The sequence below is a fragment of the Comamonas sp. 7D-2 genome, from assembly GCF_022749555.1.
Taxonomy (GTDB): Bacteria; Pseudomonadota; Gammaproteobacteria; order Burkholderiales; family Burkholderiaceae_C; genus Comamonas; species Comamonas thiooxydans.
The window spans coordinates 1,162,179-1,183,411 of the sequence record NZ_CP094238.1; the positions used below are offsets into that span (position 1 = coordinate 1,162,179).

A 21,233-nucleotide genomic window follows, 5' to 3' on the forward strand; every position below is an offset into this window, starting at 1 on the left:
TAGGTAAGCGTTTGAGGTCTTTTTCTCTTTAAAGGAACCATGGATGATTTACGGCATCGGCACCGATATCTGCGATGTGCGCCGCATACGCGCAAGCCTGGAAAAGCATGGCGAGCGCTTTGCCCGCAAGATTCTGGCCGATGGCGAGCTGGCGACCTGGAAGGCACGCAGCGAGCGCTGGCCCGAACGCGGCATCCGCTATATGGCCACGCGCTTCTCGGCCAAGGAGGCGTTCAGCAAGGCCGTGGGAATGGGCATGGTCATGCCCATGACCTGGCGTCATTGCGAAGTCATCAAACTGCCCAGCGGCCAGCCTGCGATTCGTCTGCATGGCGAACTCAAGGAGTGGTTTGAGAGAAACAATCTGACGGCGCACCTGTCCGTCACCGACGAGTCCGACTACGCGGCCAGCTTTTGTGTCGTCGAAAGAAAAGAGTGAAATTAGCCTCTGGTGCTTGATATATAAGCGCTGGAAGCTATAGAAATATATAAATCATGAGCATGCATGCACCTCTGATCATTGATATTGCCGGCACATCGCTGACTGATGTGGACCGCGCGCGCCTGGCCCATCCGCTGGTGGGCGGCATCATTCTCTTCAAGCGCAACTGGCAGGACCGTAGCGCATTGGTTCAGCTGTGTGCCGATATCAAGGCCGTCAAGCCCGATCTGCTGATCAGCGTGGACCACGAGGGCGGTCGCGTGCAGCGCTTTCGCACCGATGGCTTCACGCATCTGCCGCCCATGCGCGCCTTTGGCGAGATGTGGATGGATGACGGTGGCAAGGGCCGGAAATACCGCGAAGGCAGCGGTGCCATGCGGGCCATGAACGCCGCCACGGCCGCCGGCTATGTGCTGGGCACGGAGCTGCGCGCCTGCGGCGTGGATTTCAGCTTCACGCCCGTGCTGGACCTGGACTATGGCGAATCCTCGGTCATCGGCGATCGCAGCTTTCACCGCGACCCGCGCGTGGTGGCCACACTGGCCAGGAGCCTGATGCAGGGGCTGCTGCAGGCCGGCATGGGCAATTGCGGCAAGCATTTTCCCGGCCATGGCTTTGTGAAGGCCGACTCGCACGTGGATATTCCCGTCGACAAGCGCAGCCTGACGGCCATCCTCGACGAAGACGCTGCCCCCTATCCCTGGCTGTCCAGCGTGCTCACGGCCGTCATGCCGGCCCATGTGATCTATCCCAAGGTGGACAAGCGCCCGGCAGGCTTCAGCGAGAAATGGCTCAAGGACATCCTGCGCGCCCGTCTGCGCTATGACGGAGCCATCTTCAGCGACGACCTCAGCATGGAGGGCGCGCGCCGCATCGACGGCGCACTCATCAGCTACACCGACGCCGCGTTGACGGCCCTGAATGCGGGCTGCGACATGGTGCTGCTGTGCAACCAGAGCCTGGGTCTGGGCGAGCATGTGGACGAGTTGCTGGACGGCATGGATGCCGCGCTGCGCGACGGCCGCTGGGTGCCCGATATCGACTCCGAATCGCGCCGTGTCTCGCTGCTGCCCGATACCGAACCCCAAGCCTGGGACGATCTGATGCGCCAGCCTGCCTATCTGCAGGCGCTGGATCTGCTGCCCTAGATCAGGACTTTCCCGGCCCCGCCATCCGCTGCCTTTGACGCAAGGGCAGCGGATTTTTTTATGCCTTTCGAAGGCCGGGCAGGGCGGCTGCCGGCATTTAAGTCTGGCCTCAGTTAACCGGCTTAGGGTGAGCTCAGGAGCCTGGCAGCAGCATCGCCGCTGCGCCTTTGTTCATGAATCACCGAAAGCCTGCATGAATTCCAAGAGCCCGGGACCTGAGTCCCGCAAACACCGGCCGGGCGTGCTGCGCCAGGCCTTTACCCTGACCCGGCCCTATTTCCAGTCCGAGGAGAAATGGCGGGCCTGGGGGCTGCTGGCCGCCATCGTGGGCCTCAATCTCGCCGCGGTGTTCATGCTGGTGCAGATCAATGAATGGAACCGGGTGTTCTATGACGCATTGCAGAACAAGCAGGCCGAGGTGTTCTGGCAGCAGCTATGGCGCTTTCTCTGGCTGGCCCTGGTGTATATCGTCATCGCGGTCTACAAGTTCTATCTGACGCAGTTGCTGCAGCTCAACTGGCGGCGCTGGCTGACCGAGCACATGTTGCAGCGCTGGCTGTCGGCCAAGGCGTTCTACCGGCTGGAGCTGGGGCGCTATGGCGTGGACGGCAATGCCAAGGCTCTCGACAACCCCGATCAGCGGATTCAGGAGGACCTGAATCTGTTCACCACCTATACCGTGTCGCTTTCCATGGGGCTGCTGAATGCGGCCGTCACCTTTGTGAGCTTCGTCGGCATTCTCTGGAGTCTGAGTTCCGTCGTCGATATCGGTCTGCCGGCACTGCTCGGCGGCGGGCAGCTGCAGATTTCCGGTTTTATGGTCTGGATGGCCGTGCTGTATTGTCTGGTCGGCAGTGCAATCACCTTCTGGATCGGCAAACCACAGGTCCGACTCAATAACCGCCAGCAGCAACTGGAGGCCAACTTCCGCCATCACATGATCCGTGTGCGCGAGCATGCCGAGGCGATCGCCCTGGACGGTGGCGAGCGTGTGGAGGGGGCGCAGATCGGCCTGCGTTTCGGCGACGCCCTGGGCAACTACCTGGACCTGATCAAGAAGCAGAAGAGCCTGAGCTGGTTTACCAATTTCTTCGGCCAGGCGGCCGTGGTCTTTCCCTTCATCATTGCGGCACCGCGTTTTTTCAGCGGCGCCATCCAGCTGGGTCAGCTGATGCAGATAGGCTCGGCCTTCAATCAGGTGCAGGACTCGCTGAGCTGGATCGTCAACAACTACTCCGATATCGCTGCCTGGCGGGCCACGACTGCGCGCCTGGCGGGATTTGACGAGAGCCTGCGTGAGGAGGAGGAGGACAGCCAGGCCGGTGTGCAGCTCGTGCCGTCTGCCCAGTTACAGACCCAGGCGCTCGATGTTTTCCTGCCCGCAGGCGGTCGCATCGTGACGGATGCTAGCCTCCGGATACGCCCGGGCCAGAGGCTGTTGATCAGCGGGCCTTCGGGCAGCGGCAAGTCCACCTTGCTGCGGGCGTTTGCTGGCATCTGGCCCTATGCGCGAGGTCGGGTGGAGCGCCCGCAGGACGCGATGTTCATTCCTCAGCGCCCTTATTTTCCCGACGGCAGCCTGCGAGATGCCCTGGCCTATCCGGAGCCAGCGGCAAGCTACAGCGACGCTGAGCTCAAACAGGTCTTGCGTGAAGCGCAGCTGCCGCAGCTGCAGGAGCGGCTGGACAGCCAGGCGGCCTGGAACAGCAGCCTGTCGGGAGGCGAGCAGCAGCGGCTGTCCGTGGCGCGGGTCTTGCTCAAGCGTCCGGCCTGGGTGTTTGCGGACGAGGCCACGAGCGCGCTGGACAATGCCGCCGAAGCGCAGATCTACAGCCGGCTGGTGCAACTGGTGCAGGGCAGAGGCGGGGCACTGGTTTCGGTGGCGCACCGCGACAGCGTGACGGAGTTCCACACGGCCCGCTGGCTGCTGCAGCCGCAGCAAGGGATCCGGGAGGCCGACCTGCCCGGGAGCCGCTGAAGCAGGCAGGTTCGGGGACAAGCAGTCTCAACCACGGTGCAGGCATGGGAGGCTCTGGGAGCGACTTTCTCGTGGGATGATGTGCATTCAAGAATCTTTGGAGAGCGAGCCCATGCGCGTTGGTGTGCTGACCGGTGGCGGCGATTGCCCCGGCCTCAATGCGGTGATCCGTGCGGTCACCAAGTCCCTGATCAACCATGGCCAGTGCGAGGTACTGGGCATTGCCGACGGCTTTGAAGGGCTGATGGATGCCAGTCCGCGCGTCAGAGCGCTGAGCTGGGACGAGGTCAGCGGCATTCTGCATATCGGCGGCACGATCCTGGGCACCAGCAACAGCGCCAACCCGCTGCGCGATGCGGCCACGCTGGCCCAGGTGGGGCGCAATGTCAAGGCGCTGGCACTGGATGTGGTGGTCGCCATCGGAGGCGATGGCACCATGAGTCTGGCCCATGGCCTGGCGCAGGTGGGACTGCAATGCGTGGGCGTGCCCAAGACCATTGATAACGACATTGCCAACTGCGAGCGCAGCTTCGGCTTTGACACGGCCGTGGCCACGGTGACCGAAAGCCTGCGCCGCATCGAGAGCACGGCCATGAGCCACCACCGCGTGATGATCGTGGAGACCATGGGCCGCCATGCGGGCTGGCTGGCGCTGGAGTCCGGCATCGCCGGTGCTGCCGACATCATTTTGCTGCCCGAGATCGATTACGACCTGCAGTCCATCATCAAGGTCTGTCAGGAGCGCGAGCGGCGTCAGCGCTACACCATCATCTGCATCGGCGAGGGGGCCAAGGAAAGCGGCCAGAGCCTGACGGTGCGCGAGCGGATTGCGCACAGTCCCGACCCCGTGCGTCTGGGCGGCGTCGGCCATGTGCTGCGCGAGCGCCTGCAACCCCATCTCCAGAGCGAGGTGCGCACCACGGTGCTGGGGCATGTGCAGCGCGGCGGCGATCCGACGCCGTTTGACCGGGTACTGGCCACGCAGTTCGGCCACCATGCGGCGCAACTGGTGCTGGGCGGCCAGCTGGGCCATATGGTCACGCTGCAGAACGGCCGCATCGGCAGTGTGGCGATTGCCGATGTGGCCAATACCCAGCGCACCGTGCCGCTGGACAGCCCGCTGCTGACCATGGCGCGCGATATCGGAATTTGCTTTGGCGAGGCCTGAGCTGCGCTAAGGTGTGAGCCTGCGCGCACTTTCGGCGCGCCGGAGAAATTCAGCATGGACCGACATGAAGAAGCCGTGATGCAGCTGCTCACGGCCAACGGTGAGACTTTTGTGGCCCCCAAGTACGAGGTGGCCGATGGCTGGCAATGTCCGGCTTTCGTGGCATTGCGCCCGGCGCGTCGCCAGGTCTATGTGGTCGAGGTATCGGCTTCCGGCTATCCGCTGGCGCTGGTCAACCGTCTCAACGAGCGGGTCGAGAAATGGTATGCCCCGCTGCTGTCGCAACTGCACGGTCTGGGCATCACGCTGCCCGACTGGGAGATTGCCTGCCTGGTGTTTGTGCGCAGCGATCAGATCGACTGGCTCAAGGAACGCGTCAAGGACCTGAGCGGCGTGCATGTGCTGGGTCTGGAGCAGGCCAGCAGCCCCTGGGTCTGGGACGATGCGGTCTGGACTTCCGAGATGCGATTCGACGCGGGAAGCATTCCGCAGCGTGGCGGCAAGGCTGTCGGTCTGACGCATTGATACCCACCAAAAAAATCCATGATATTGGCCTCACTCCCTTTGTCTTGAAGCGATTGAAGCTATCTATTTGGTAGAGATGCTGGGCCATGAACATCACTCACTCGCAGGTAGGCAGATGACTCTTTTCCGAATTCTGATTGTGACGGCTTTGACCGCCTGCGCCGCTGCCGCCCAGGCTGCAGACTGGCAGATCTGCGATCTCAAGGTGCAGGTGCGAGAAAAGCAAAGCGGTGGCCGCGCGCTTCAGACCCGCGTGCTCGAAGCCAAAGCCAGCGGCGATGCCGAATGTCCGCAGCCGGGCACGGCGCTGAGCTTCAGGCCTGAAACGGCGGACTATCAAAGCGAGCTGCCGCGCAGGCAGTGGCCCAGTCCCGGTGCTGCCGTGACGGTACGCTTTCGCTATCTGGACGGGCAATGCAAGAATCGCGGCGCCTGCCGCATCGAGCATTACTCGCCGATGCCGCACTGAATCTTCAATCAGCCGTGCCATGCGCTTCATAGCTCGGCGCTGAAAGCGGCCGAATTGCCAGGCTGCAGTCACGAGAGGCTTGCCTGCTCGCCTATGATCGGGGGCTCGGCCCCATATATGCAGGATGCAACCATGACCACCCTAGGAACCCCTCTCTCCCCCAATGCCACCAAAGTCATGCTGCTGGGCAGCGGCGAGCTGGGCAAGGAAGTGCTGATTGCCCTGCAGCGCCTGGGCGTGGAAACCATTGCCGTGGACCGCTATGAAAACGCGCCTGGCCAGCAGGTGGCCCATCATGCGCGCACCATCACCATGAGCGATCCGGCCCAGCTCAAGGCACTGATCGAAGAAGTCAAGCCCGATCTGGTCGTGCCCGAGATAGAAGCCATTGCCACGCCCATGCTGGAAGAGCTGGAGGCCGCAGGCATCATCACCTGCATTCCCACGGCCCGAGCCGCGCGTCTGACCATGGACCGTGAAGGTATTCGCCGTCTGGCCGCTGAAACCCTGGGCCTGCCCACCAGCCCTTATCGTTTCTGCGACTCCTTGGTCGAGCTGCAAGCCGCGATCGACGGCAGCGACGGCCAGCCCGCCATCGGCTACCCCTGTGTGGTCAAGCCCGTGATGAGCAGCTCGGGCAAGGGCCAGAGCAAGATCGACGGCCCTGCCGATGTGGCCAAGGCCTGGGATTACGCCATGGCCGGCGGCCGTGTGGCCAAGGGCCGCGTGATTGTCGAAGGCTTTATCGACTTCGATTACGAAATCACCCAGCTGACTGTGCGCGCCAAGGGGGCGGATGGTCAGATCGAAACCCATTTCTGCGATCCCGTGGGCCATATCCAGCAGGCCGGCGACTATGTGGAGAGCTGGCAGCCTCATCCCATGCACCCAGCCGCACTCGAGAAATCGCGCCAGATTGCCAAGGCCGTTACCGATGACCTCGGCGGCCTGGGCCTGTTCGGCGTGGAACTGTTTGTGAAGGGCGAGCAGGTCTGGTTCAGCGAAGTCTCGCCGCGTCCCCATGACACAGGTCTGGTGACGCTGTGCACGCAGTGGCAAAGCGAGTTCGAACTACATGCCCGCGCGATTCTGGGTCTGCCCGTGGATGCCAGCCTGCGCAACCCTGGTGCCAGTGCCGTAATTTACGGTGGTCAGGATGCAGAAGGCCTGGTGTTTGATGGAGTGGAGCAAGCCCTGGCAGTGCCCGGCACCGATTTGCGCCTCTTCGGCAAGCCCGAGAGTTTCGTCAAGCGTCGCATGGGCGTGGCCCTGGCGCGCGCTGGCGATGTGGAGCTGGCACGTGTGAATGCCAAGCTGGCCGCCAGCAAGGTCAGGCCGCGCCTGCCTTGAGGTAATCAAAAAGGGCTTCTCAGGAAGCCCTTTTGCATGGGGGCCGGGTATCAGCCGGTCTCAGCCCGAGGCAGCGGCGCTGCCGCCAGGAGTCGTGATGGCCACCGCGCACGCTTCTTCCTGGCTGGTGGCCGGCGTGTTCTCCGTCACCACCGGCATGCCACCTTTCCAGCGGCGAATGACGCGCTGGAAGATCAGTGAGTTGGGAATCTGCAGCAGATTGGGCATGCCTGCCGGTGCGCTGTCATCCTGCAAGGTGATGTAGAGCATATTGAGGTCGATCACGCGGCCCTTGGCTCCAGGCTTCTCGGCAGTGTCGAGCACCTCGATATAGTCGCCCAGACGGAAGGGGCCGACGGTGACGATCAGCAGCGCGCAAAACAGATTGGAGAGCACGCTCCAGGCTGCGAAGAAGGCAACGGCACCCACGGTGGCAAAGCCGGTGAAAGCCGTCCAGAGCACGGTAGCCGACATGCCCAGGCGCTCGAGAATCGCCAGTATGGCGGCGGCGATGATGATCCAGCGAAACACGCCGCGCAGCGGCATGAGCAGCTCATGAGGCAGGTCATAGGCCTTGCCTGCACGCGAGATGATGCGCTTGATGAGCCAGTTGATCAGCCAGGCCACCAGGATGATGAGAAAGATCTGAACCCCGGGAATCAGGATTTCAAGCCAGTCCTGCATCCAATCGGGCAGGTGCATTTGAAGACGACGCATAACCAGTCACTCGAGAAAAACGGCAGAGGTCAGCCCCGAAGGGCTGACAGGACAATGCGCCAATCCTAGCGTCTCTTGAGAGCGGAGCTGATAAGTGTCGAATGGGCAGGCAGTGCCGCAACGCTGCTTGGCGGACTGCTAGATCTGTCTCTGCTCTATGGTGTCCATCTGCATCTCGAAGCTGAAGAAGCGGTTGCGCCCTTGAGACTTGGCGGCATACAGGGCTTCGTCGGCTCGCATCAGCATGGATTCGGCGCTGGTGTGCTCGTCGGGAATGCAGGTGGTAATCCCGCCGGAGAGGGTCAGCGGAATATCCTCGGCGGCTCCTGGCGGGCGAATCTTGAGGAACTTGAGCATTTGGCCGAGAGCACGTGCGAACGTCATCGAACCGGAGCGCGGGGTATTGGGCAGGATCATGGCAAACTCTTCACCGCCATAACGTGCGGCGATGTCGCGCGGGCGCACGCAGACTTCGCGCAGCAGACGTCCGACCTGCTTGAGGCATTCGTCGCCCTGGACATGGCCGTAGGTATCGTTGAAGTGCTTGAAGTGATCGAGGTCGCAAAGCATCAGCGTCAGCGGCCTGCTCTCGCGCCTTGCCGCAGCAATTTCGGCATGCAGCATGCGATCGAGGCCTCGACGATTGACCAAACCCGTGAGCGCATCGAGCTCCACCATTTCGTTGAGCTTTTGATTCGCCAGATGCAGCTCTGCAGAGACCGTGACCAGGCGACGGCGCATGTCCAGCAGGCGGCGCATGGCGCGCAGCTTGGCGACCAGCACAATGGGTTTGACGGGTTTGACCAGGTAATCGTCGCCGCCCGCCTCAATACCGCGCCAGACGTCCAGATCGTTGTCCAGGCCGGAGAGAAAGATGATGGGTGTCCACTCGCCGGGCTCGGCCTCGCGCAGCTGACGCGCGACCCAATAGCCGTCTTCGCCGGGAAGGCGGATGTCCAGCAGCACCAGATCGGGTCTTTCGCTGCGAAACAGTGCCAGCGCGGTGCGGCCGTTTTCGGCTTCCAGCACCTGTGTCACACCGGCCTGGCGAAGTTCCGTCACCAGAGCAGCTCGCATGACTGCTTGATCCTCGACGACCAGTACGGAGAACGGCGTCGCAGAATCGGGTGACGAGAACCGTGCCCCGCTGGATTCGATGGCAGACAAAGCTGATGCAGAAGATGGCAGAGCTGTCATGAGAGGAAGGTCAGGGTCAGACTCATCGGTAGTTCAGGCATGGTCTGGGAAATATATTGTTACTTTATACGCCGGTTTTAAGCAACAGGCTTTGTGAATGGTCACGGACATGCTCAGGCCAATGCCAGAGAGGAGTGCGCTTTGCTGCGTTCATCGTGCCAGATGACGAAAGTCTGTGCCGCTGAACACAGCGTCGTCGCGCCCAGTTGAGCGATAAAGCGGCAGGCCGCGAACTGCGTCGATCTTGTTTCATAAACCGACACCCACTGCTGGCGTGCAGTCTGAGAGGCGGCAGGCAGGGGCCAGCGCCTTTCCTGGCTCGACAGACCGTTCAGCCCCATGCGCCATGGTTTGCCGCTGACTCGGGCGCGAAAGCACTGCTGCTGGTTACACAGCATGGCGTAGAGAGGGTCAACCTCCAGTTGCTGGAACAGCCCCTGGACCTCGGGCGAGGAGGGGGCGAGTGCGGTGTGGGTGACAATGACGCGCAGTCCTTTGGGCGTTTCGTAGACGCGCAAGCCCCAGTCCGGGTGCCTGGCTGAGAACGCCCGAACTTTTGCCAGTGCAATATCCACAGGCGGTGGCAGGCGGGCATTGTTGCGCTGCGTCTGGCGGGCATGCAGCCATTGCTTCAGGCCTGACCAGAAGACCAGGCCGATGCTGGCCACCAGCAGCATCAGCATCGCCGCACCGAGACTCCAGGCCAGCGGGGTCATCCACAGCCAGGGCAGGGCCAGAGCCAGCAGCAGCGACGAAATGACAGGGAAGCGGGCAGGCTTTTTCTGATGTGGAAAGTCGATATCGGCAATGGCCACGTTCTCTGTATTCAGGCAGTGTGCGCCATAGCTATTGCGCGTCATGACGGATTCATCACGCCGCTCCAGCACCTCTTCGCGAATGGGTGTGCCGCCGTCCAGCCCGTATTCGGTGCGCCATTCCATGCGCTCGAAGTCTTCGGGCAGGTTGCGCTTGGCTGCGGCAGCGAGAGCTGCCTCCAGTGCCTGCTGTGCTCTTTGCTGAGCATGAGCCTGGGCATCTGACTCGCTGTTGTCGGACCAGCCCCAGCGTTGAACGGTGACGCCATGGCGTACGCCGGTCTGATGACGTAGTCTTGCCTGAGCCCAGTATTGGGGAATCTGCATGTCAAGCAGTATAGCCAGCCAGTATTGCGACAGCCTATTTTGAATAGTGGCCGGTGCGCAATCTGGCTGTGCCGGTGGCTATTGGTGTCTCAGTCGCGGATCGTCAGAGGCCCGTCAGGCCATGTTGTTCCGCAACGCCCGAGCCGGGCGCACAGCCGCTTCTCAGACCTCGCGGCGCAATGCCGGGAACAGAATCACGTCACGGATGCTGGCGCTGTCGGTCAGCAGCATCATGAAGCGGTCAATACCGATGCCGCAGCCGCCGGTGGGGGGCATGCCGTATTCCAGGGCGCGCACAAAGTCGTGGTCGAAGTACATGGCTTCGTCGTCGCCTCCGTCCTTGGCTTCCACCTGGGCATTGAAGCGGGCAGCCTGGTCTTCGGCGTCATTGAGCTCGGAGAAGCCGTTGCCGAATTCGCGGCCCGTGATGTAGAGCTCGAAGCGCTCGGTCACTTCGGGGCGCTCGTCGTTGGCGCGCGCCAGCGGCGAGATCTCGGTGGGGTGTTCCATGATGAAGGTGGGGTTCCACAGCTTCTCTTCCACCACCTCTTCGAAGTACAGCACCTGCAGGCTGGCCAGGGTGCGGGTGGACAGCTTGTCCTTGTCTTCCTTCATGCCCAGCTTCTTCAGGGCATTGGTCAGCCATTCGCGGTTGCCCACGTTGTCGCCGGCTTCGGTGTATTTGACGATGGCTTCGGGGATGGTCAGGCGTTCAAAGGGCTTGGCCAGGTCCACGGGCTTGCCGCCATAGCTCAGCTCCAGCGTGCCAACGGCCTTCATGGCCGCGTCGCGGATCAGCTTTTCGGTGTAGTCCATCAGATCCTGGTAGTTCCAGTAGGCCGCGTAGAACTCCATCATGGTGAATTCGGGGTTGTGGCGCACCGAGATACCTTCGTTACGGAAGTTGCGGTTGATCTCGAACACGCGCTCGAAGCCACCGACAATCAGGCGCTTGAGGTAGAGCTCGGGTGCGATGCGCAGGTACATCTCCTGGTCCAGCGCATTGTGGTGGGTGATGAAGGGCTTGGCATTGGCACCGCCGGGGATGGGGTGCAGCATGGGTGTCTCGACTTCCAGGAAACCGTGTTCGACCATGAAGTCGCGGATGCCGGCCACAGCCTTGCTGCGGGCCACGAAGCGCTTGCGGGCTTCTTCGTCGGTCATCAGGTCCACATAGCGCTGGCGCACCTTCTGCTCCAGGTCGGCCATGCCGTGGAACTTGTCGGGCATGGGGCGCAGGCTCTTGGTGAGCAGGCGGATTTTCGTGGCCTTGATCGACAGCTCGCCGGTCTTGGTCTTCATCAGCTGACCTTCGACGGAGATGATGTCGCCCAGATCCCATTTCTTGAAGTCGGCGTAGACCTCTTCACCCACGGCATCGCGGGTGACATAGGCCTGGATACGACCCGTGGCGTCCTGCACGGTGGCAAAGCTGGCCTTGCCCATCACGCGCTTGAGCATCATGCGACCAGCCACGCTGACGGCGACGGCTGCAGCGTCCAGGGCTTCGGCATCCTTGTCGCTGTGCTCGGCGATCAGGGCTGCTGCGCGATGCTCGGGCTTGAAGTCGTTGGGAAAGGCAACGCCGCCATTGGCCTTGGAAGACTCGCGCAGGGCTTTGAGTTTTTCGCGGCGCTCGGCGATGAGTTTGTTTTCGTCCTGAGGGGCGGTGTTTTCTGCCGCAGAAGAGATGTTTTGTTCAGTCATGAAAAGAGAGCGCCAGCGACAAGCGCCGGTTGGAGGCCAGGAATGGGGGCGCGGCAAGGGTAGCCGCTGCCCGAAACCGGTGATTTTAAGTTTTTTGCCGAGTCAGCGGTAAGCGACCGGGCAAAGCGCTCGCAGGAACTGCGGAATGTCGCCTCCATGGCCCAGACTGCGGCCGAGAAAGCCAGCTGAATGCTGTCGAAAAGTAGTGTTTTTACACCGCCGTTAAAGGGAGGAGCCAAATTCAGGCTTCCTCCTGCGGGCCTGATCCGGTAATGCCGCTTTGCTCCAGCACATCGGCAATCAGCTCCAGTCGCAGCAGCGGGGCATCCAGTGTCATGAGCTGCTGCTTGACCCGCACCGGCAGGGGCAGCATCTCGGCCCAGCGATTGGCAACCCAGGCGCAGTCGTGCATCTGCGTAGGGGTGGGCAGTTGCGCGTGGTCGGGGTCGTGGCTGTGCAGGTTCAGCAAGGCCTGAGCCAGTGCATGAGAGGTGCTGATCAAATGCTTGGGGACAGTGACCTTGGGGTCGTCGGGCAGCATGGCGACATCGGCTACCCACAGGCCATGCGGCAACTGCCAGCAGCGCTGGATGTGAAAGCGTTGGACGCCCTTGCATTGCAGGTGCAGCAGCCCGGGCTGGGGAGAGTCGAGCCGGGCGATATGGGCCAGCACGCCCTCCGAGTGCAGGCGCTCGGTCTGGGCGCCAGCCTTGCGCACCTCCTGTCCCGACTGCAGCGCAACCACGCCGAAAGGGGCGTCGGCATGCTGGCATTTGCGGATCATGTCCAGATAACGCACCTCGAAGACCTGCAAGCTCAGCAGGCCTTCAGGAAACAGCACCGTGTTCAGCGGGAACAGGGGCAGGGAATGCAGACTTTGTGTATCAGTCATGGTGCCCGGCTATCATCCCACGAATGGGTGAGTTGCTCACTGTTTTCTGAATTGGGTCACATGCTGTTTGAAATCGTTTTGTTTCTGCTGGATGTCGTCGTCGGGTTGATCAGCGGGGCCTGCCTGCTGCGCATGTACATGCAGGTGCAGCGTGTGCCGTTTGGCAATCCCGTGGGACAACTGGTCTTTGCGTTGAGCGACTGGATTGTCATGCCGTTGCGCAAAGTCGTTCCCGCCAAGGGCCGCTGGGACAAATCCAGTCTTATTGCTGCCTTGCTGCTGCAACTGGTGCAGGTGCTGCTGATCTGGCTGCTGCTGGGTGCCAAGGGCTCGGTTCTGGCGCTGCCATGGCTGGCGCTGTGCGGGCTGATCAAGGTCATTCTGTCCGGCATGATGGGCATCTTGCTGATCTACGCCATCCTGTCCTGGGTGCAGCCCTATTCGCCCATCTACGGCGTGCTGCAGCGTCTGGCCGATCCGCTGGTGGCACCTATCCGCAAGGTGGTGCCCCTGATAGGCAATGTGGACTTTTCGGCTCTGATTGCCCTGATTGGCCTGCAAGTGCTGCTGATGGTGCTCAACTATGTGCAGGCTGGCGGCCTATCCTTGATTGCCGGGGGGCGCTAGGGGGGGCTGCCCGGGCCGGGAAAGCCGTATTGCCCGGAGCCTCGTCAATTCCAAAGCATGCTGTGTGGTGTGTTTTGGATGTTCCGAGGTGCTAAAACTGACAAAAAAAGGCTGACGCAGATGAATGCTGCGTCAGCCTTTTTGCTTTTGGTCGGCCGGTGCTTATTCCACGGCGTCCGCAGGCAGGCGTTGCAGCATGGCCAGAGAGCTGGAGACGCGATCACGCAGCTCGCGGCGGTCGACGATCATGTCCACGGCGCCCTTTTCCTGCAGGAACTCGGCGCGCTGGAAGCCTTCGGGCAGTTTCACACGCACGGTGGTTTCGATCACGCGAGGGCCGGCAAAGCCGATCAGGGCCTTGGGCTCGGCAATCACGATATCGCCCACGAAGGCGAAGCCGGCGGACACACCTCCCATGGTCGGGTCGGTCAGCACGGAGATATAGGGCAGACCCTTCTTGGCCAGACGTGTCAGCGCAGCATTGGTCTTGGCCATTTGCATCAGCGACAGCAGACCTTCCTGCATGCGGGCACCACCGGTGGCGGTGAAGCAGATGAAAGGCACTTTCTGCTCGATGGCGGTCTCCACGCCGCGCACAAAGCGTTCACCGACCACGGAACCCATGGAGCCGCCCATGAAGTCGAACTCGAAGCAGGCCACGACCACATTGATGCTCTTGACGGAGCCACCCATGACGATCAGTGCGTCGGTCTCGCCAGTGTTCTCCAGCGCTTCCTTCAGACGCTCGGGGTACTTGCGGCTGTCCTTGAATTTCAGCGGGTCGACAGGAATGACTTCCTGAGCGATTTCATAGCGGCCTTCGGCGTCGAGGAAATGATTCAGACGCGCGCGCGCACCGATGCGGTGGTGGTGGCCGCAGGTCGGGCAGACGTTCTGGTTCTTTTCCAGATCGGTCTTGTACAGAACGGTTTCGCAGCTGGGGCACTTGATCCACAGACCTTCGGGAATCTGCTGGTGGCGTTCCGTCGGATTGGTCTGCTGGATTTTTGCAGGCAGAAGTTTTTCAAGCCAGGACATGGTTATTTCCTTTTCAGTTTCCACTGCACTGCGCGCCACCCGCAACCCATGAGGGCGGCGCGGCGCAGGCACTGGCGCAATCCCGGTCAGGGACAGCGAGCAAGGGCCGCCCCGCTGCGAGGCTGTCGTCCCCCTTCAAGGGGGAAGCAGCGAAGCCGCTCAGGGGGAGGCTAATTTCTAGGGGTGCATTATGCGTCGAGAGCCTTTCGCACACCACGCAGAAAGTCTATTGCCAAAGGAACGATCTTCTCGTGGGGCTGGTTGTCGAGCAGGTCAATGATGCGGCTGCCGATGATGACGGCGTCGGCCACCTGGCCCACGGTCTGTGCGGTCTGGGCATCGCGAATGCCGAAACCCACGCCCACGGGCACGCTGACATGCTGGCGAATGCGCGGCAGCATGGCCTCCACGGCCGAAGTGTCCAGAGCGCCCGAACCGGTCACGCCCTTGAGCGAGACATAGTAGACATAGCCGCTGGCCACGCGCGCCACCTGCTGCATGCGCTCCTCGGTGCTGGTGGGAGCCAGCAGGAAGATCAGATCCATGTCGCGGGCCTTGAGCTTGGCTGCAAACTCTTCGCATTCCTCTGGCGGATAGTCCACGATCAGCACGCCGTCGACGCCGGCAGCGGCCGCATGGTTGACGAAGGCATCCTCGCCATGGATCTGGTCGTAGCGTTCCACGGGGTTGGCATAGCCCATCAACACCACGGGCGTGGTCTGGTCCTTTTTGCGGAACTCGGCCACATAGGCCAGTACCTGGCTCAGGCCCACGCCGTTGGCGATGGCTTTGTCGCCCGCGCGCTGGATGGTGGGGCCGTCGGCCATGGGGTCCGAGAAGGGCACGCCCAGCTCGATCACGTCGGCACCGGCTTCCACCATGCCGTGCATGAGGGAGGGGGTGATGGCGGCAAATGGAAAGCCTGCAGTCACATAGGGAATCAGGGCCTTGCGGCCTTCTTCCTTGAGCTTGCTGAAAGTGGCGGTAATTCGGCTCATAACTTGTTGCCCCCTGCGGCAGCCTTGGCTGCATCATGTCCGGGAGCGCCCTTGACGGTGAGACCGCGCATGGAGGGACGGTCGAAATATTCGGCACCCGAGAGGTCGGCCACGGTGCCGATGTCCTTGTCGCCACGGCCCGATAGGCTGACGAGAATCGACTGGTCGGCGCGCATGGTCTTGGCCAGCTTCATGGCATAGGCTACGGCGTGGCTGGACTCGAGAGCCGGGATGATGCCTTCGGCGCGGCACAGATAGTGGAAGGCGTCCAGCGCCTCCTGATCGGTGATGCCCACATACTGGGCACGGCCGATTTCCTGCAGCCATGCATGTTCAGGGCCCACGCCGGGGTAATCCAGGCCGGCGCTCACCGAGTGGGTCTCGGTGATCTGGCCGTTTTCGTCCTGCAGGATGAAGGTGCGGTTGCCGTGCAGCACGCCCGAGCTGCCTTTTTGCAGCGAGGCCGAGTGCTTGCCGGACTCCAGGCCTTCGCCCGCCGCTTCCACGCCGAATAGCTGGGTGTTCTCGTAGGGGATATAGGGGTAGAAGATGCCCATGGCATTGCTGCCGCCGCCCACGCAGGCGACTACCGCGTCGGGCTGCTTGTCGGCGCCCAGGAACTCGGGCATCTGCGTCAGGCACTCGTCGCCGATGATTTTCTGGAAGTCGCGCACCATCATGGGATAGGGATGGGGGCCGGCCACGGTGCCGATGATGTAGAAGGTGTTGTCCACATTGGCCACCCAGTCGCGCATGGCTTCGTTGAGCGCATCCTTGAGCGTTCTGGAGCCCGATTCCACGGGCACCACGGTGGCGCCCAGCAGCTTCATGCGGTAGACATTGGGGCTTTGACGCTTCACGTCCTCGGTGCCCATGTAGACGATGCATTCAAGGCCGTAACGAGCGCAGATGGTGGCCGTGGCCACGCCGTGCTGGCCGGCACCTGTCTCGGCAATGATGCGCGGCTTGCCCATGCGCTTGGCGAGCATGGCCTGGCCGATCACATTGTTGATCTTGTGTGCGCCCGTGTGGTTGAGGTCCTCGCGCTTCAGATAGATCTGCGCGCCGCCCATTTCACGGCTCATGCGCGAGGCGTGATAGACGGGCGAGGGACGGCCTACATAGTGTGCCAGCTCGGACTGGAATTCGGCGATGAATTCGGGGTCGTTCTGATACTTTGCGTAGGCCTCACGCAGCTCGGTGAGCGCGTGGGTCAGGGTTTCGCTGGCGAAGCTGCCGCCGTAGCGGCCGAAATGGCCGTGGACGTCGGGATACTGGTATTCAAACATGTGTCAGTCTGCAAAATTTGGGCATCAGCTGCACGTACGGCAGCAATGAAGCGATGAATCTTGTGGGCATCCTTGATGCCTTTGAGGGGCTTGCCGTCGGGGCCTTCGGCCTCGACTCCAGAACTCACATCAACGGCCAGAGACAACCCGCGAGGGCGCACTTGCAAGATGCCATCGGTCACGTTTGCAGGCGTGAGTCCACCAGACAAAACGAGGTGAGAGTCGACGCTTGTTGGCAGAAGTGACCAATTGAATGCCTTGCCGCCGCCACCATAACCATCGACATGGGCGTCGAGCAGGATGGCTTGGGCCTTTGAATAACGTTGGGCATATTCTACGAGGTCAAATCGCGCCGCATCGTCTCCAAGGGGTATGCGCGCCGCGCGCAACCAGGGCTGCACGCCCCGGGTGGCGGCCTCGCAATCCGCAGCCGATTCATCACCATGAAATTGCACGCAGGCGTTGGGTATTAGGTCGCAAGCAGCTATCACATTGGTAGCTGTTTCATTCACAAAGAGCAAAACAGGTGTGACAAAGGGCGGCAGTCGCCGGGCCAGCTCGGCCGCGCGCTGCAGCGTCACGGCGCGCGGGCTTGGCGCATAGAGCACAAAGCCGACGGCATCGGCACCGGCGGCCACTGCAGCGTCGACATCCTGCTCGCGGGTCAGGCCGCAGATCTTGATGCGGGTGCGGGGGGCAATGGAAGACATGGCAAATCTCTGACGTTGCAGCAATCGTTGGCCGCTGGCCGCTCAGGGCAGCCAGGCAAACGGGGGGGTGTCTACAGGTAGGCCCCAGCGCGTATCGTAAATGGGGCCGAGAAAGTACAGACCGTCAGGGGAGAAGGTGGGGGCGGCCACTTCGCGCGAGCGTGCCTCCAGCACTTGCTGCATCCATTCCACGGGCTTGGAGCCCTGGCCCACGTAGATCAGGCAGCCCATGATGTTGCGGATCATGTGGTGCAGAAAAGCGCTGCCCTCGAACTCGAAACGCCAGTAGCCACATTCCATCTGTCCGTCGCGCATGGGTGCCTGGCCTGCGGGGCGGTAGTGGATGTCGATGCGGCGCAGGGTCTTGATCGGGCTCTTGGCCTGGCAGCCTGCCGCGCGAAAGGACGAAAAATCATGCTCGCCCAGCAGCAGGTCGGCGGCTGCACGCATGCGCTGCGCATCCAGGGCCTGAAACACCCAGCCCACGCGGCCATGGTCGACGCTGGGGCGCACGGGCGACTGCAGCAGCACATAGGCATAGCGGCGTGCAGTGGCAGAGGCCCGGGAGTGGAAGCCATTCGGGCCGTCGGCGACCTCGGCCGCCCATTGCACGGCGATGTCCTTGGGCAAAAAGGTGTTGGTGCCTCGCACCCAGGAGTTGGGCGCGCGCTGCAGCTCGGTGTCAAAGTGCACGACCTGCATCAGGCCGTGCACACCGGAATCGGTGCGACCGGCGCAGATGGTGGAGACTTCTTGAGCAGCAAAGCGGCCCAGGGCCGCTTCGAGTTTGTCTTGTACGGTGTTGCCATCGGGCTGGCTTTGCCAGCCGCGATAGGCCTGACCGTTGTAGCTGACGCCAAGAGCTATGCGCATGGCATGGCTCCCGGCGCGGGGTCTGAATGCATCAAATCAATCAACCAATCTGAGAGAGAAGGCTGTGAGCCTTGGCCTTGAGATCGCCATGGGCTTCGGCGATCACTTCCTCGATCAGTGTACGCGCTCCGTCGCTGTCGCCGATGGCATTGAACTCCTCGGCCAGGGCCAGCTTGGTGGCTAGCGGGTCTTCGGGTTCGGAGGGCGCTGGCACGGCATCGATTGGCGCAGCGATATCGGATGTGCCCAGGTCCAGCGACAGGCCGCTGAGGTCGAAGGTCACATCGGCTTGCGCAGGGGCGGCGGCAGGGCTGGCGGCCTCTTCACCCGGTTGCTGCAAGGTCAGGGCTTCGATGTCCTGCTCTGTGTCCAGGCGCTCCTGGCTGGAAGATATTTCCAGCGGTGCAGTTTCCTGTCCGCTCTCGGCCTCGGGCTGTGCCTGCGAAGGCAGTGTGAAGCTGTCGAGGTCGAACTCGAGCGCATTCAGGGAGCTTTGCTCGGCGGGCGCGGGAGCTGCGACAGGGGCCGGGGCTTGAGATGCCGTGGCGGGCAGGCTGAACGAGGCCAGATCGTCGAGGTTCAGGTTCAGGCCATTGTCTGCTGCGGGTGCTGGCTCGGATGCGGTGACAGGGGTGTCCCACTGTGCCAGTGCCGCGAAATCCTGCTCGTTGGGCAAGGAGACGGGTTCGGAGGCCACAGGCGCTGCGCTGGCTGCGGTGTCAGGCAGGTCCGCCGGCAGCTCCAGATCCATGTCGAAGTCCATGCCGGCGGGCTCTGTGGGTGGCCCTTCGTGGCTGGCAGCGGCTTCGGCCGCCTGTGCAGCAGCCAGTGCCGAGCCAAAGCCCACGGCGGCGGCCACACCGCCTTGCAGGGCGCTTGAGGGATCGGTGGGGCTGAAGGCGCTTGGGGTCGCAGCTGCCGCTGCATGAGCCTGGGGAGCTCCGCCCAGCTGGTAAGTCAGATTTTCCGGATCCAGGATACGGCCCTGATCGGCCAGCCGCTGCCATTCGGGCCCCTTGCCCTGGGTCAGGGCAAAGACGTTGTTGGCTACAGATGCGTAGGCCATGCGGTCATGGCGCTTGGCATAGATTTCAGCCAGCTTCTGGTGCAGCACCAGGCGGTTGGGGTCGCTGCGCAGCGCTTCCTTGAGGATTTCCTCGGCCTGCAGGTCGCGGCCGTAAGCCAGGTACACATCGGCTTCCGCCAGCGGGTCCACATCGCCGGCGTCGAGCTGGCTGGGAGAGTACTGCATGGACTGGCCCGACATCTGGCTGCTGCTGGTCGTGGTGTCCACGCGCTGGCCGCCGCTGGCGCCGAAGAAGGAGTCCGCTGAAAGCTGGCTGTCGCCCAGCGTGCTGTCCGCGCCTGCCGCAGCGGCTTTGCGACGCTGAGAAACACGGTAGCCGCCATAGCCCAGAAGCAGGGCCAGCAGTGCTGCGCCAGCCAGCGGGATGGTCGGGTCTTCCATCAGGCTGTCGATAAAGCTGGGCTCCTCGGGAATGGGGGACGGTGCTGCAACAGGCTTGGGAGGTGCAACCGGTGCCGGTGCGGGCGCTGCAGGCTCGGCTGCGGCTTGTGCCGGTTCGCCTTCGGCCGGAGCTGGCGCAGGCGTGGTGTCGCCTGGCTTGGCTGCATCGGATGCAGCAGCCTCGGGTGTGGTAGGGGGAGCAGACGTTGCAGCCGCATCAGCAGCCGGAGCGGGGGCAGGCGCTGCAGCATTGGCGGCGCTGGCCGCAGGTACGGTGACTGCAGGGCTTGCCGCTGGTGCAGCTGCAGCCGGTGTGCCTGCTGCGGGAGCTGCAGCCGTACCTGCAGGTTTGGTGGCTGCCGCAATCTGGCTCAGCTCGGCCATATTGCGTTTGAGCTCATCGGCGCGCGCAGACTGGTCTGCTGCCTGTTTTTGCTGGGCCACTTGCTCATCTGCGGCCACGCCCTTGACGGAGCCCTTGGACAGGGTCAGCTTGTCGGGGGCTGCGGTGTTGGCCTTGGCATCTGCGACATGGGCCTGAACCTGGCCCGAAGCGCTGCGCGATGCTGCTTCCACAGGAGCCACAGGTGCCACGCCAGCCAGTTGACGGCGGAACTGGTTGAAATCCTGAGACTGGGCCGCCATGATCTGGCGGGCTTCCTTGGCCGAGGTGGCCTGGGCGGCCGCCTGATCGGGCAACTGAATCACCGCGCCGCTGCGCATGCGGTTGATATTGCCATTGACAAAGGCCTGCGGGTTGCTGCGCAGCATGGCGACCAGCATCTGATCAAGCGAGACGCCTGCTGGCTTGTGCGCTGCAGCAATGCGACCTGCGGTGTCGCCTGTCCTGACGCGAACTTCATCGCTGCTGCCAGCCGGTGCTGCAGTGCCTGCCTGGCGTTTTCGCAGAGGCTTGGTTGCAGCTTCGTCCTGATCGCGGTCATTGCGCAGGTCCCGGCCGGCCGTGTTGACAGGGCTGGACGCTGGGCGTGCAGTCACAGCGGGACGCGCAGGCGCAGGCACCACGGCAGGCGTGGCCTGGGCAGCGGTGGTGGGCGCAGGAGCAGGGCGGCGCGTTGCAGGAGGGTCGAGCAGCAAGGTGTAGTTGCGCTGCAACTTGCCCGATGCCCAGTTGGCATCGATCACCAGGTCGACAAAGGGATCATTGACCGGCTGAAAGCTGCTGAGCTTGAGCACGGCCGAGCCGTTGGCGCGTTTTTGCACCTGCACGCGTACCGAGTTGGCCGTGCCCGTGAATTCCATGCCCTGGGCGCGGAATGCAGCTGGCGATGCGATAGCGGCCTGCAGGCTGTCGGCCTCGGCAGCGCTGAGTTGAGGGATCTCGACCTCGGCACGCAAGGGCTCGCCCAGAGCCGACTGCACCGTGATGCGACCCAGCGCCAATGCCCATGCATCGGTGGCCGGGAGGCTTGACAGTGCGAGGGTGGCTGCGGCGAGCGCAGATAGTTTCCAGCGTTGCATAGGGCTCAGACTT

Annotated in this window: 19 protein-coding genes; 8 read left to right on the forward strand and 11 right to left on the reverse strand. The window is 62.7% G+C overall.

All coding sequences use genetic code 11. From position 1 onward, the window contains the following. Positions 1-43 precede the first annotated feature (43 nt). The 7 genes from acpS (at position 44) to purT (ending at position 7,080) form a co-directional block, all read left to right on the forward strand. Positions 44-439 (forward strand): holo-ACP synthase, encoded by a 396-nt coding sequence (gene acpS, locus MPZ60_RS05245; protein WP_034353377.1) that lies wholly within the window; start codon positions 44-46, stop codon positions 437-439. A 56-nt stretch (positions 440-495) separates the two neighbouring features. Continuing rightward, on the forward strand, positions 496-1,590 hold the full coding sequence (gene nagZ, locus MPZ60_RS05250; protein ID WP_034353380.1) for a beta-N-acetylhexosaminidase: 1,095 nt from the start codon (positions 496-498) through the stop codon (positions 1,588-1,590). 193 nt (positions 1,591-1,783) lie between these two features. Next, the gene (locus MPZ60_RS05255; RefSeq protein WP_034353383.1) at positions 1,784-3,568 is read left to right on the forward strand and encodes an ABC transporter ATP-binding protein/permease; all 1,785 of its coding nucleotides are present in this window, start codon (positions 1,784-1,786) and stop codon (positions 3,566-3,568) included. A 112-nt stretch (positions 3,569-3,680) separates the two neighbouring features. After that, complete coding sequence (locus tag MPZ60_RS05260) at positions 3,681-4,736, forward strand: 6-phosphofructokinase (protein WP_003057959.1); 1,056 nt, start codon at positions 3,681-3,683, stop codon at positions 4,734-4,736. Positions 4,737-4,790: 54 nt separating this feature from the next. Beyond that, on the forward strand, positions 4,791-5,261 hold the full coding sequence (locus tag MPZ60_RS05265; RefSeq protein ID WP_034353387.1) for a hypothetical protein: 471 nt from the start codon (positions 4,791-4,793) through the stop codon (positions 5,259-5,261). A gap of 115 nt (positions 5,262-5,376) precedes the next feature. Further along, positions 5,377-5,730: a hypothetical protein gene (locus tag MPZ60_RS05270; protein ID WP_034353390.1), complete on the forward strand. Its 354-nt coding sequence runs from the start codon at positions 5,377-5,379 to the stop codon at positions 5,728-5,730. A gap of 132 nt (positions 5,731-5,862) precedes the next feature. Further along, positions 5,863-7,080 carry a formate-dependent phosphoribosylglycinamide formyltransferase gene (gene purT, locus MPZ60_RS05275; protein ID WP_034353469.1) on the forward strand — a complete coding sequence of 406 codons (1,218 nt, stop codon included), beginning with the start codon at positions 5,863-5,865 and terminating at the stop codon, positions 7,078-7,080. Positions 7,081-7,140: 60 nt separating this feature from the next. Here purT and MPZ60_RS05280 read toward each other — a convergent pair whose 3' ends face one another. From MPZ60_RS05280 to MPZ60_RS05300, 5 genes are all read right to left on the reverse strand, one after another. After that, positions 7,141-7,797 (reverse strand): mechanosensitive ion channel family protein, encoded by a 657-nt coding sequence (locus MPZ60_RS05280; RefSeq protein ID WP_003064226.1) that lies wholly within the window; start codon positions 7,795-7,797, stop codon positions 7,141-7,143. 138 nt (positions 7,798-7,935) lie between these two features. Then, entirely contained in the window at positions 7,936-8,874 is a 939-nt protein-coding gene (locus MPZ60_RS05285; protein WP_003064229.1) for a diguanylate cyclase domain-containing protein, read from the reverse strand. Between the two features lie 233 nt (positions 8,875-9,107). Continuing rightward, positions 9,108-10,136, reverse strand: a complete 1,029-nt coding sequence (locus MPZ60_RS05290; protein ID WP_034353394.1) for a hypothetical protein — start codon at positions 10,134-10,136, stop codon at positions 9,108-9,110. A 162-nt stretch (positions 10,137-10,298) separates the two neighbouring features. Continuing rightward, the gene (gene lysS / locus MPZ60_RS05295) at positions 10,299-11,843 is read right to left on the reverse strand and encodes a lysine--tRNA ligase (RefSeq protein ID WP_034353397.1); all 1,545 of its coding nucleotides are present in this window, start codon (positions 11,841-11,843) and stop codon (positions 10,299-10,301) included. A 241-nt stretch (positions 11,844-12,084) separates the two neighbouring features. Then, positions 12,085-12,735 carry an LON peptidase substrate-binding domain-containing protein gene (locus tag MPZ60_RS05300; protein WP_034353402.1) on the reverse strand — a complete coding sequence of 217 codons (651 nt, stop codon included), beginning with the start codon at positions 12,733-12,735 and terminating at the stop codon, positions 12,085-12,087. Between the two features lie 60 nt (positions 12,736-12,795). On the opposite strand from MPZ60_RS05300, the gene MPZ60_RS05305 reads away from it, so the two are divergent. Beyond that, the gene (locus tag MPZ60_RS05305) at positions 12,796-13,362 is read left to right on the forward strand and encodes a YggT family protein (protein ID WP_242881911.1); all 567 of its coding nucleotides are present in this window, start codon (positions 12,796-12,798) and stop codon (positions 13,360-13,362) included. 162 nt (positions 13,363-13,524) lie between these two features. Here the strand turns inward: MPZ60_RS05305 and accD are convergent, their stop codons facing one another. The 6 genes from accD to MPZ60_RS05335 all read right to left on the reverse strand — a co-directional run bounded on the left by accD (position 13,525) and on the right by MPZ60_RS05335 (position 21,220). Beyond that, a complete protein-coding gene (gene accD, locus MPZ60_RS05310; protein ID WP_034353411.1) occupies positions 13,525-14,400 on the reverse strand; it encodes an acetyl-CoA carboxylase, carboxyltransferase subunit beta in 876 nt (291 codons plus the stop codon). Positions 14,401-14,588: 188 nt separating this feature from the next. Then, entirely contained in the window at positions 14,589-15,398 is an 810-nt protein-coding gene (gene trpA, locus MPZ60_RS05315; RefSeq protein WP_003064247.1) for a tryptophan synthase subunit alpha, read from the reverse strand. Next, a complete protein-coding gene (gene trpB, locus MPZ60_RS05320; protein WP_242881910.1) occupies positions 15,395-16,687 on the reverse strand; it encodes a tryptophan synthase subunit beta in 1,293 nt (430 codons plus the stop codon). Before trpB ends, trpA begins: the two co-directional genes overlap by 4 nt. After that, complete coding sequence (locus MPZ60_RS05325; protein WP_034353420.1) at positions 16,612-17,397, reverse strand: phosphoribosylanthranilate isomerase; 786 nt, start codon at positions 17,395-17,397, stop codon at positions 16,612-16,614. The genes trpB and MPZ60_RS05325 overlap by 76 nt, the downstream gene beginning before the upstream one ends. A gap of 42 nt (positions 17,398-17,439) precedes the next feature. Continuing rightward, on the reverse strand, positions 17,440-18,270 hold the full coding sequence (truA, locus tag MPZ60_RS05330; RefSeq protein ID WP_034353424.1) for a tRNA pseudouridine(38-40) synthase TruA: 831 nt from the start codon (positions 18,268-18,270) through the stop codon (positions 17,440-17,442). Between the two features lie 40 nt (positions 18,271-18,310). Further along, complete coding sequence (locus tag MPZ60_RS05335) at positions 18,311-21,220, reverse strand: FimV/HubP family polar landmark protein (RefSeq protein ID WP_034353427.1); 2,910 nt, start codon at positions 21,218-21,220, stop codon at positions 18,311-18,313. Positions 21,221-21,233: the final 13 nt, after the last annotated feature.

What these genes read in the sequence shown, in the direction of transcription:
- acpS (WP_034353377.1), top strand. Translation starts at nt 44, where the DNA reads ATGATTTACGGCATCGGCACCGATATCTGCGATGTGCGCCGCATACGC.
- nagZ (WP_034353380.1), top strand. Translation starts at nt 496, where the DNA reads ATGAGCATGCATGCACCTCTGATCATTGATATTGCCGGCACATCGCTG.
- MPZ60_RS05255 (WP_034353383.1), top strand. Translation starts at nt 1,784, where the DNA reads ATGAATTCCAAGAGCCCGGGACCTGAGTCCCGCAAACACCGGCCGGGC.
- MPZ60_RS05260 (WP_003057959.1), top strand. Translation starts at nt 3,681, where the DNA reads ATGCGCGTTGGTGTGCTGACCGGTGGCGGCGATTGCCCCGGCCTCAAT.
- MPZ60_RS05265 (WP_034353387.1), top strand. Translation starts at nt 4,791, where the DNA reads ATGGACCGACATGAAGAAGCCGTGATGCAGCTGCTCACGGCCAACGGT.
- MPZ60_RS05270 (WP_034353390.1), top strand. Translation starts at nt 5,377, where the DNA reads ATGACTCTTTTCCGAATTCTGATTGTGACGGCTTTGACCGCCTGCGCC.
- purT (WP_034353469.1), top strand. Translation starts at nt 5,863, where the DNA reads ATGACCACCCTAGGAACCCCTCTCTCCCCCAATGCCACCAAAGTCATG.
- MPZ60_RS05280 (WP_003064226.1), bottom strand. Translation starts at nt 7,797, where the DNA reads ATGCGTCGTCTTCAAATGCACCTGCCCGATTGGATGCAGGACTGGCTT.
- MPZ60_RS05285 (WP_003064229.1), bottom strand. Translation starts at nt 8,874, where the DNA reads ATGCGAGCTGCTCTGGTGACGGAACTTCGCCAGGCCGGTGTGACACAG.
- MPZ60_RS05290 (WP_034353394.1), bottom strand. Translation starts at nt 10,136, where the DNA reads ATGCAGATTCCCCAATACTGGGCTCAGGCAAGACTACGTCATCAGACC.
- lysS (WP_034353397.1), bottom strand. Translation starts at nt 11,843, where the DNA reads ATGACTGAACAAAACATCTCTTCTGCGGCAGAAAACACCGCCCCTCAG.
- MPZ60_RS05300 (WP_034353402.1), bottom strand. Translation starts at nt 12,735, where the DNA reads ATGACTGATACACAAAGTCTGCATTCCCTGCCCCTGTTCCCGCTGAAC.
- MPZ60_RS05305 (WP_242881911.1), top strand. Translation starts at nt 12,796, where the DNA reads ATGCTGTTTGAAATCGTTTTGTTTCTGCTGGATGTCGTCGTCGGGTTG.
- accD (WP_034353411.1), bottom strand. Translation starts at nt 14,400, where the DNA reads ATGTCCTGGCTTGAAAAACTTCTGCCTGCAAAAATCCAGCAGACCAAT.
- trpA (WP_003064247.1), bottom strand. Translation starts at nt 15,398, where the DNA reads ATGAGCCGAATTACCGCCACTTTCAGCAAGCTCAAGGAAGAAGGCCGC.
- trpB (WP_242881910.1), bottom strand. Translation starts at nt 16,687, where the DNA reads ATGTTTGAATACCAGTATCCCGACGTCCACGGCCATTTCGGCCGCTAC.
- MPZ60_RS05325 (WP_034353420.1), bottom strand. Translation starts at nt 17,397, where the DNA reads ATGTCTTCCATTGCCCCCCGCACCCGCATCAAGATCTGCGGCCTGACC.
- truA (WP_034353424.1), bottom strand. Translation starts at nt 18,270, where the DNA reads ATGCGCATAGCTCTTGGCGTCAGCTACAACGGTCAGGCCTATCGCGGC.
- MPZ60_RS05335 (WP_034353427.1), bottom strand. Translation starts at nt 21,220, where the DNA reads ATGCAACGCTGGAAACTATCTGCGCTCGCCGCAGCCACCCTCGCACTG.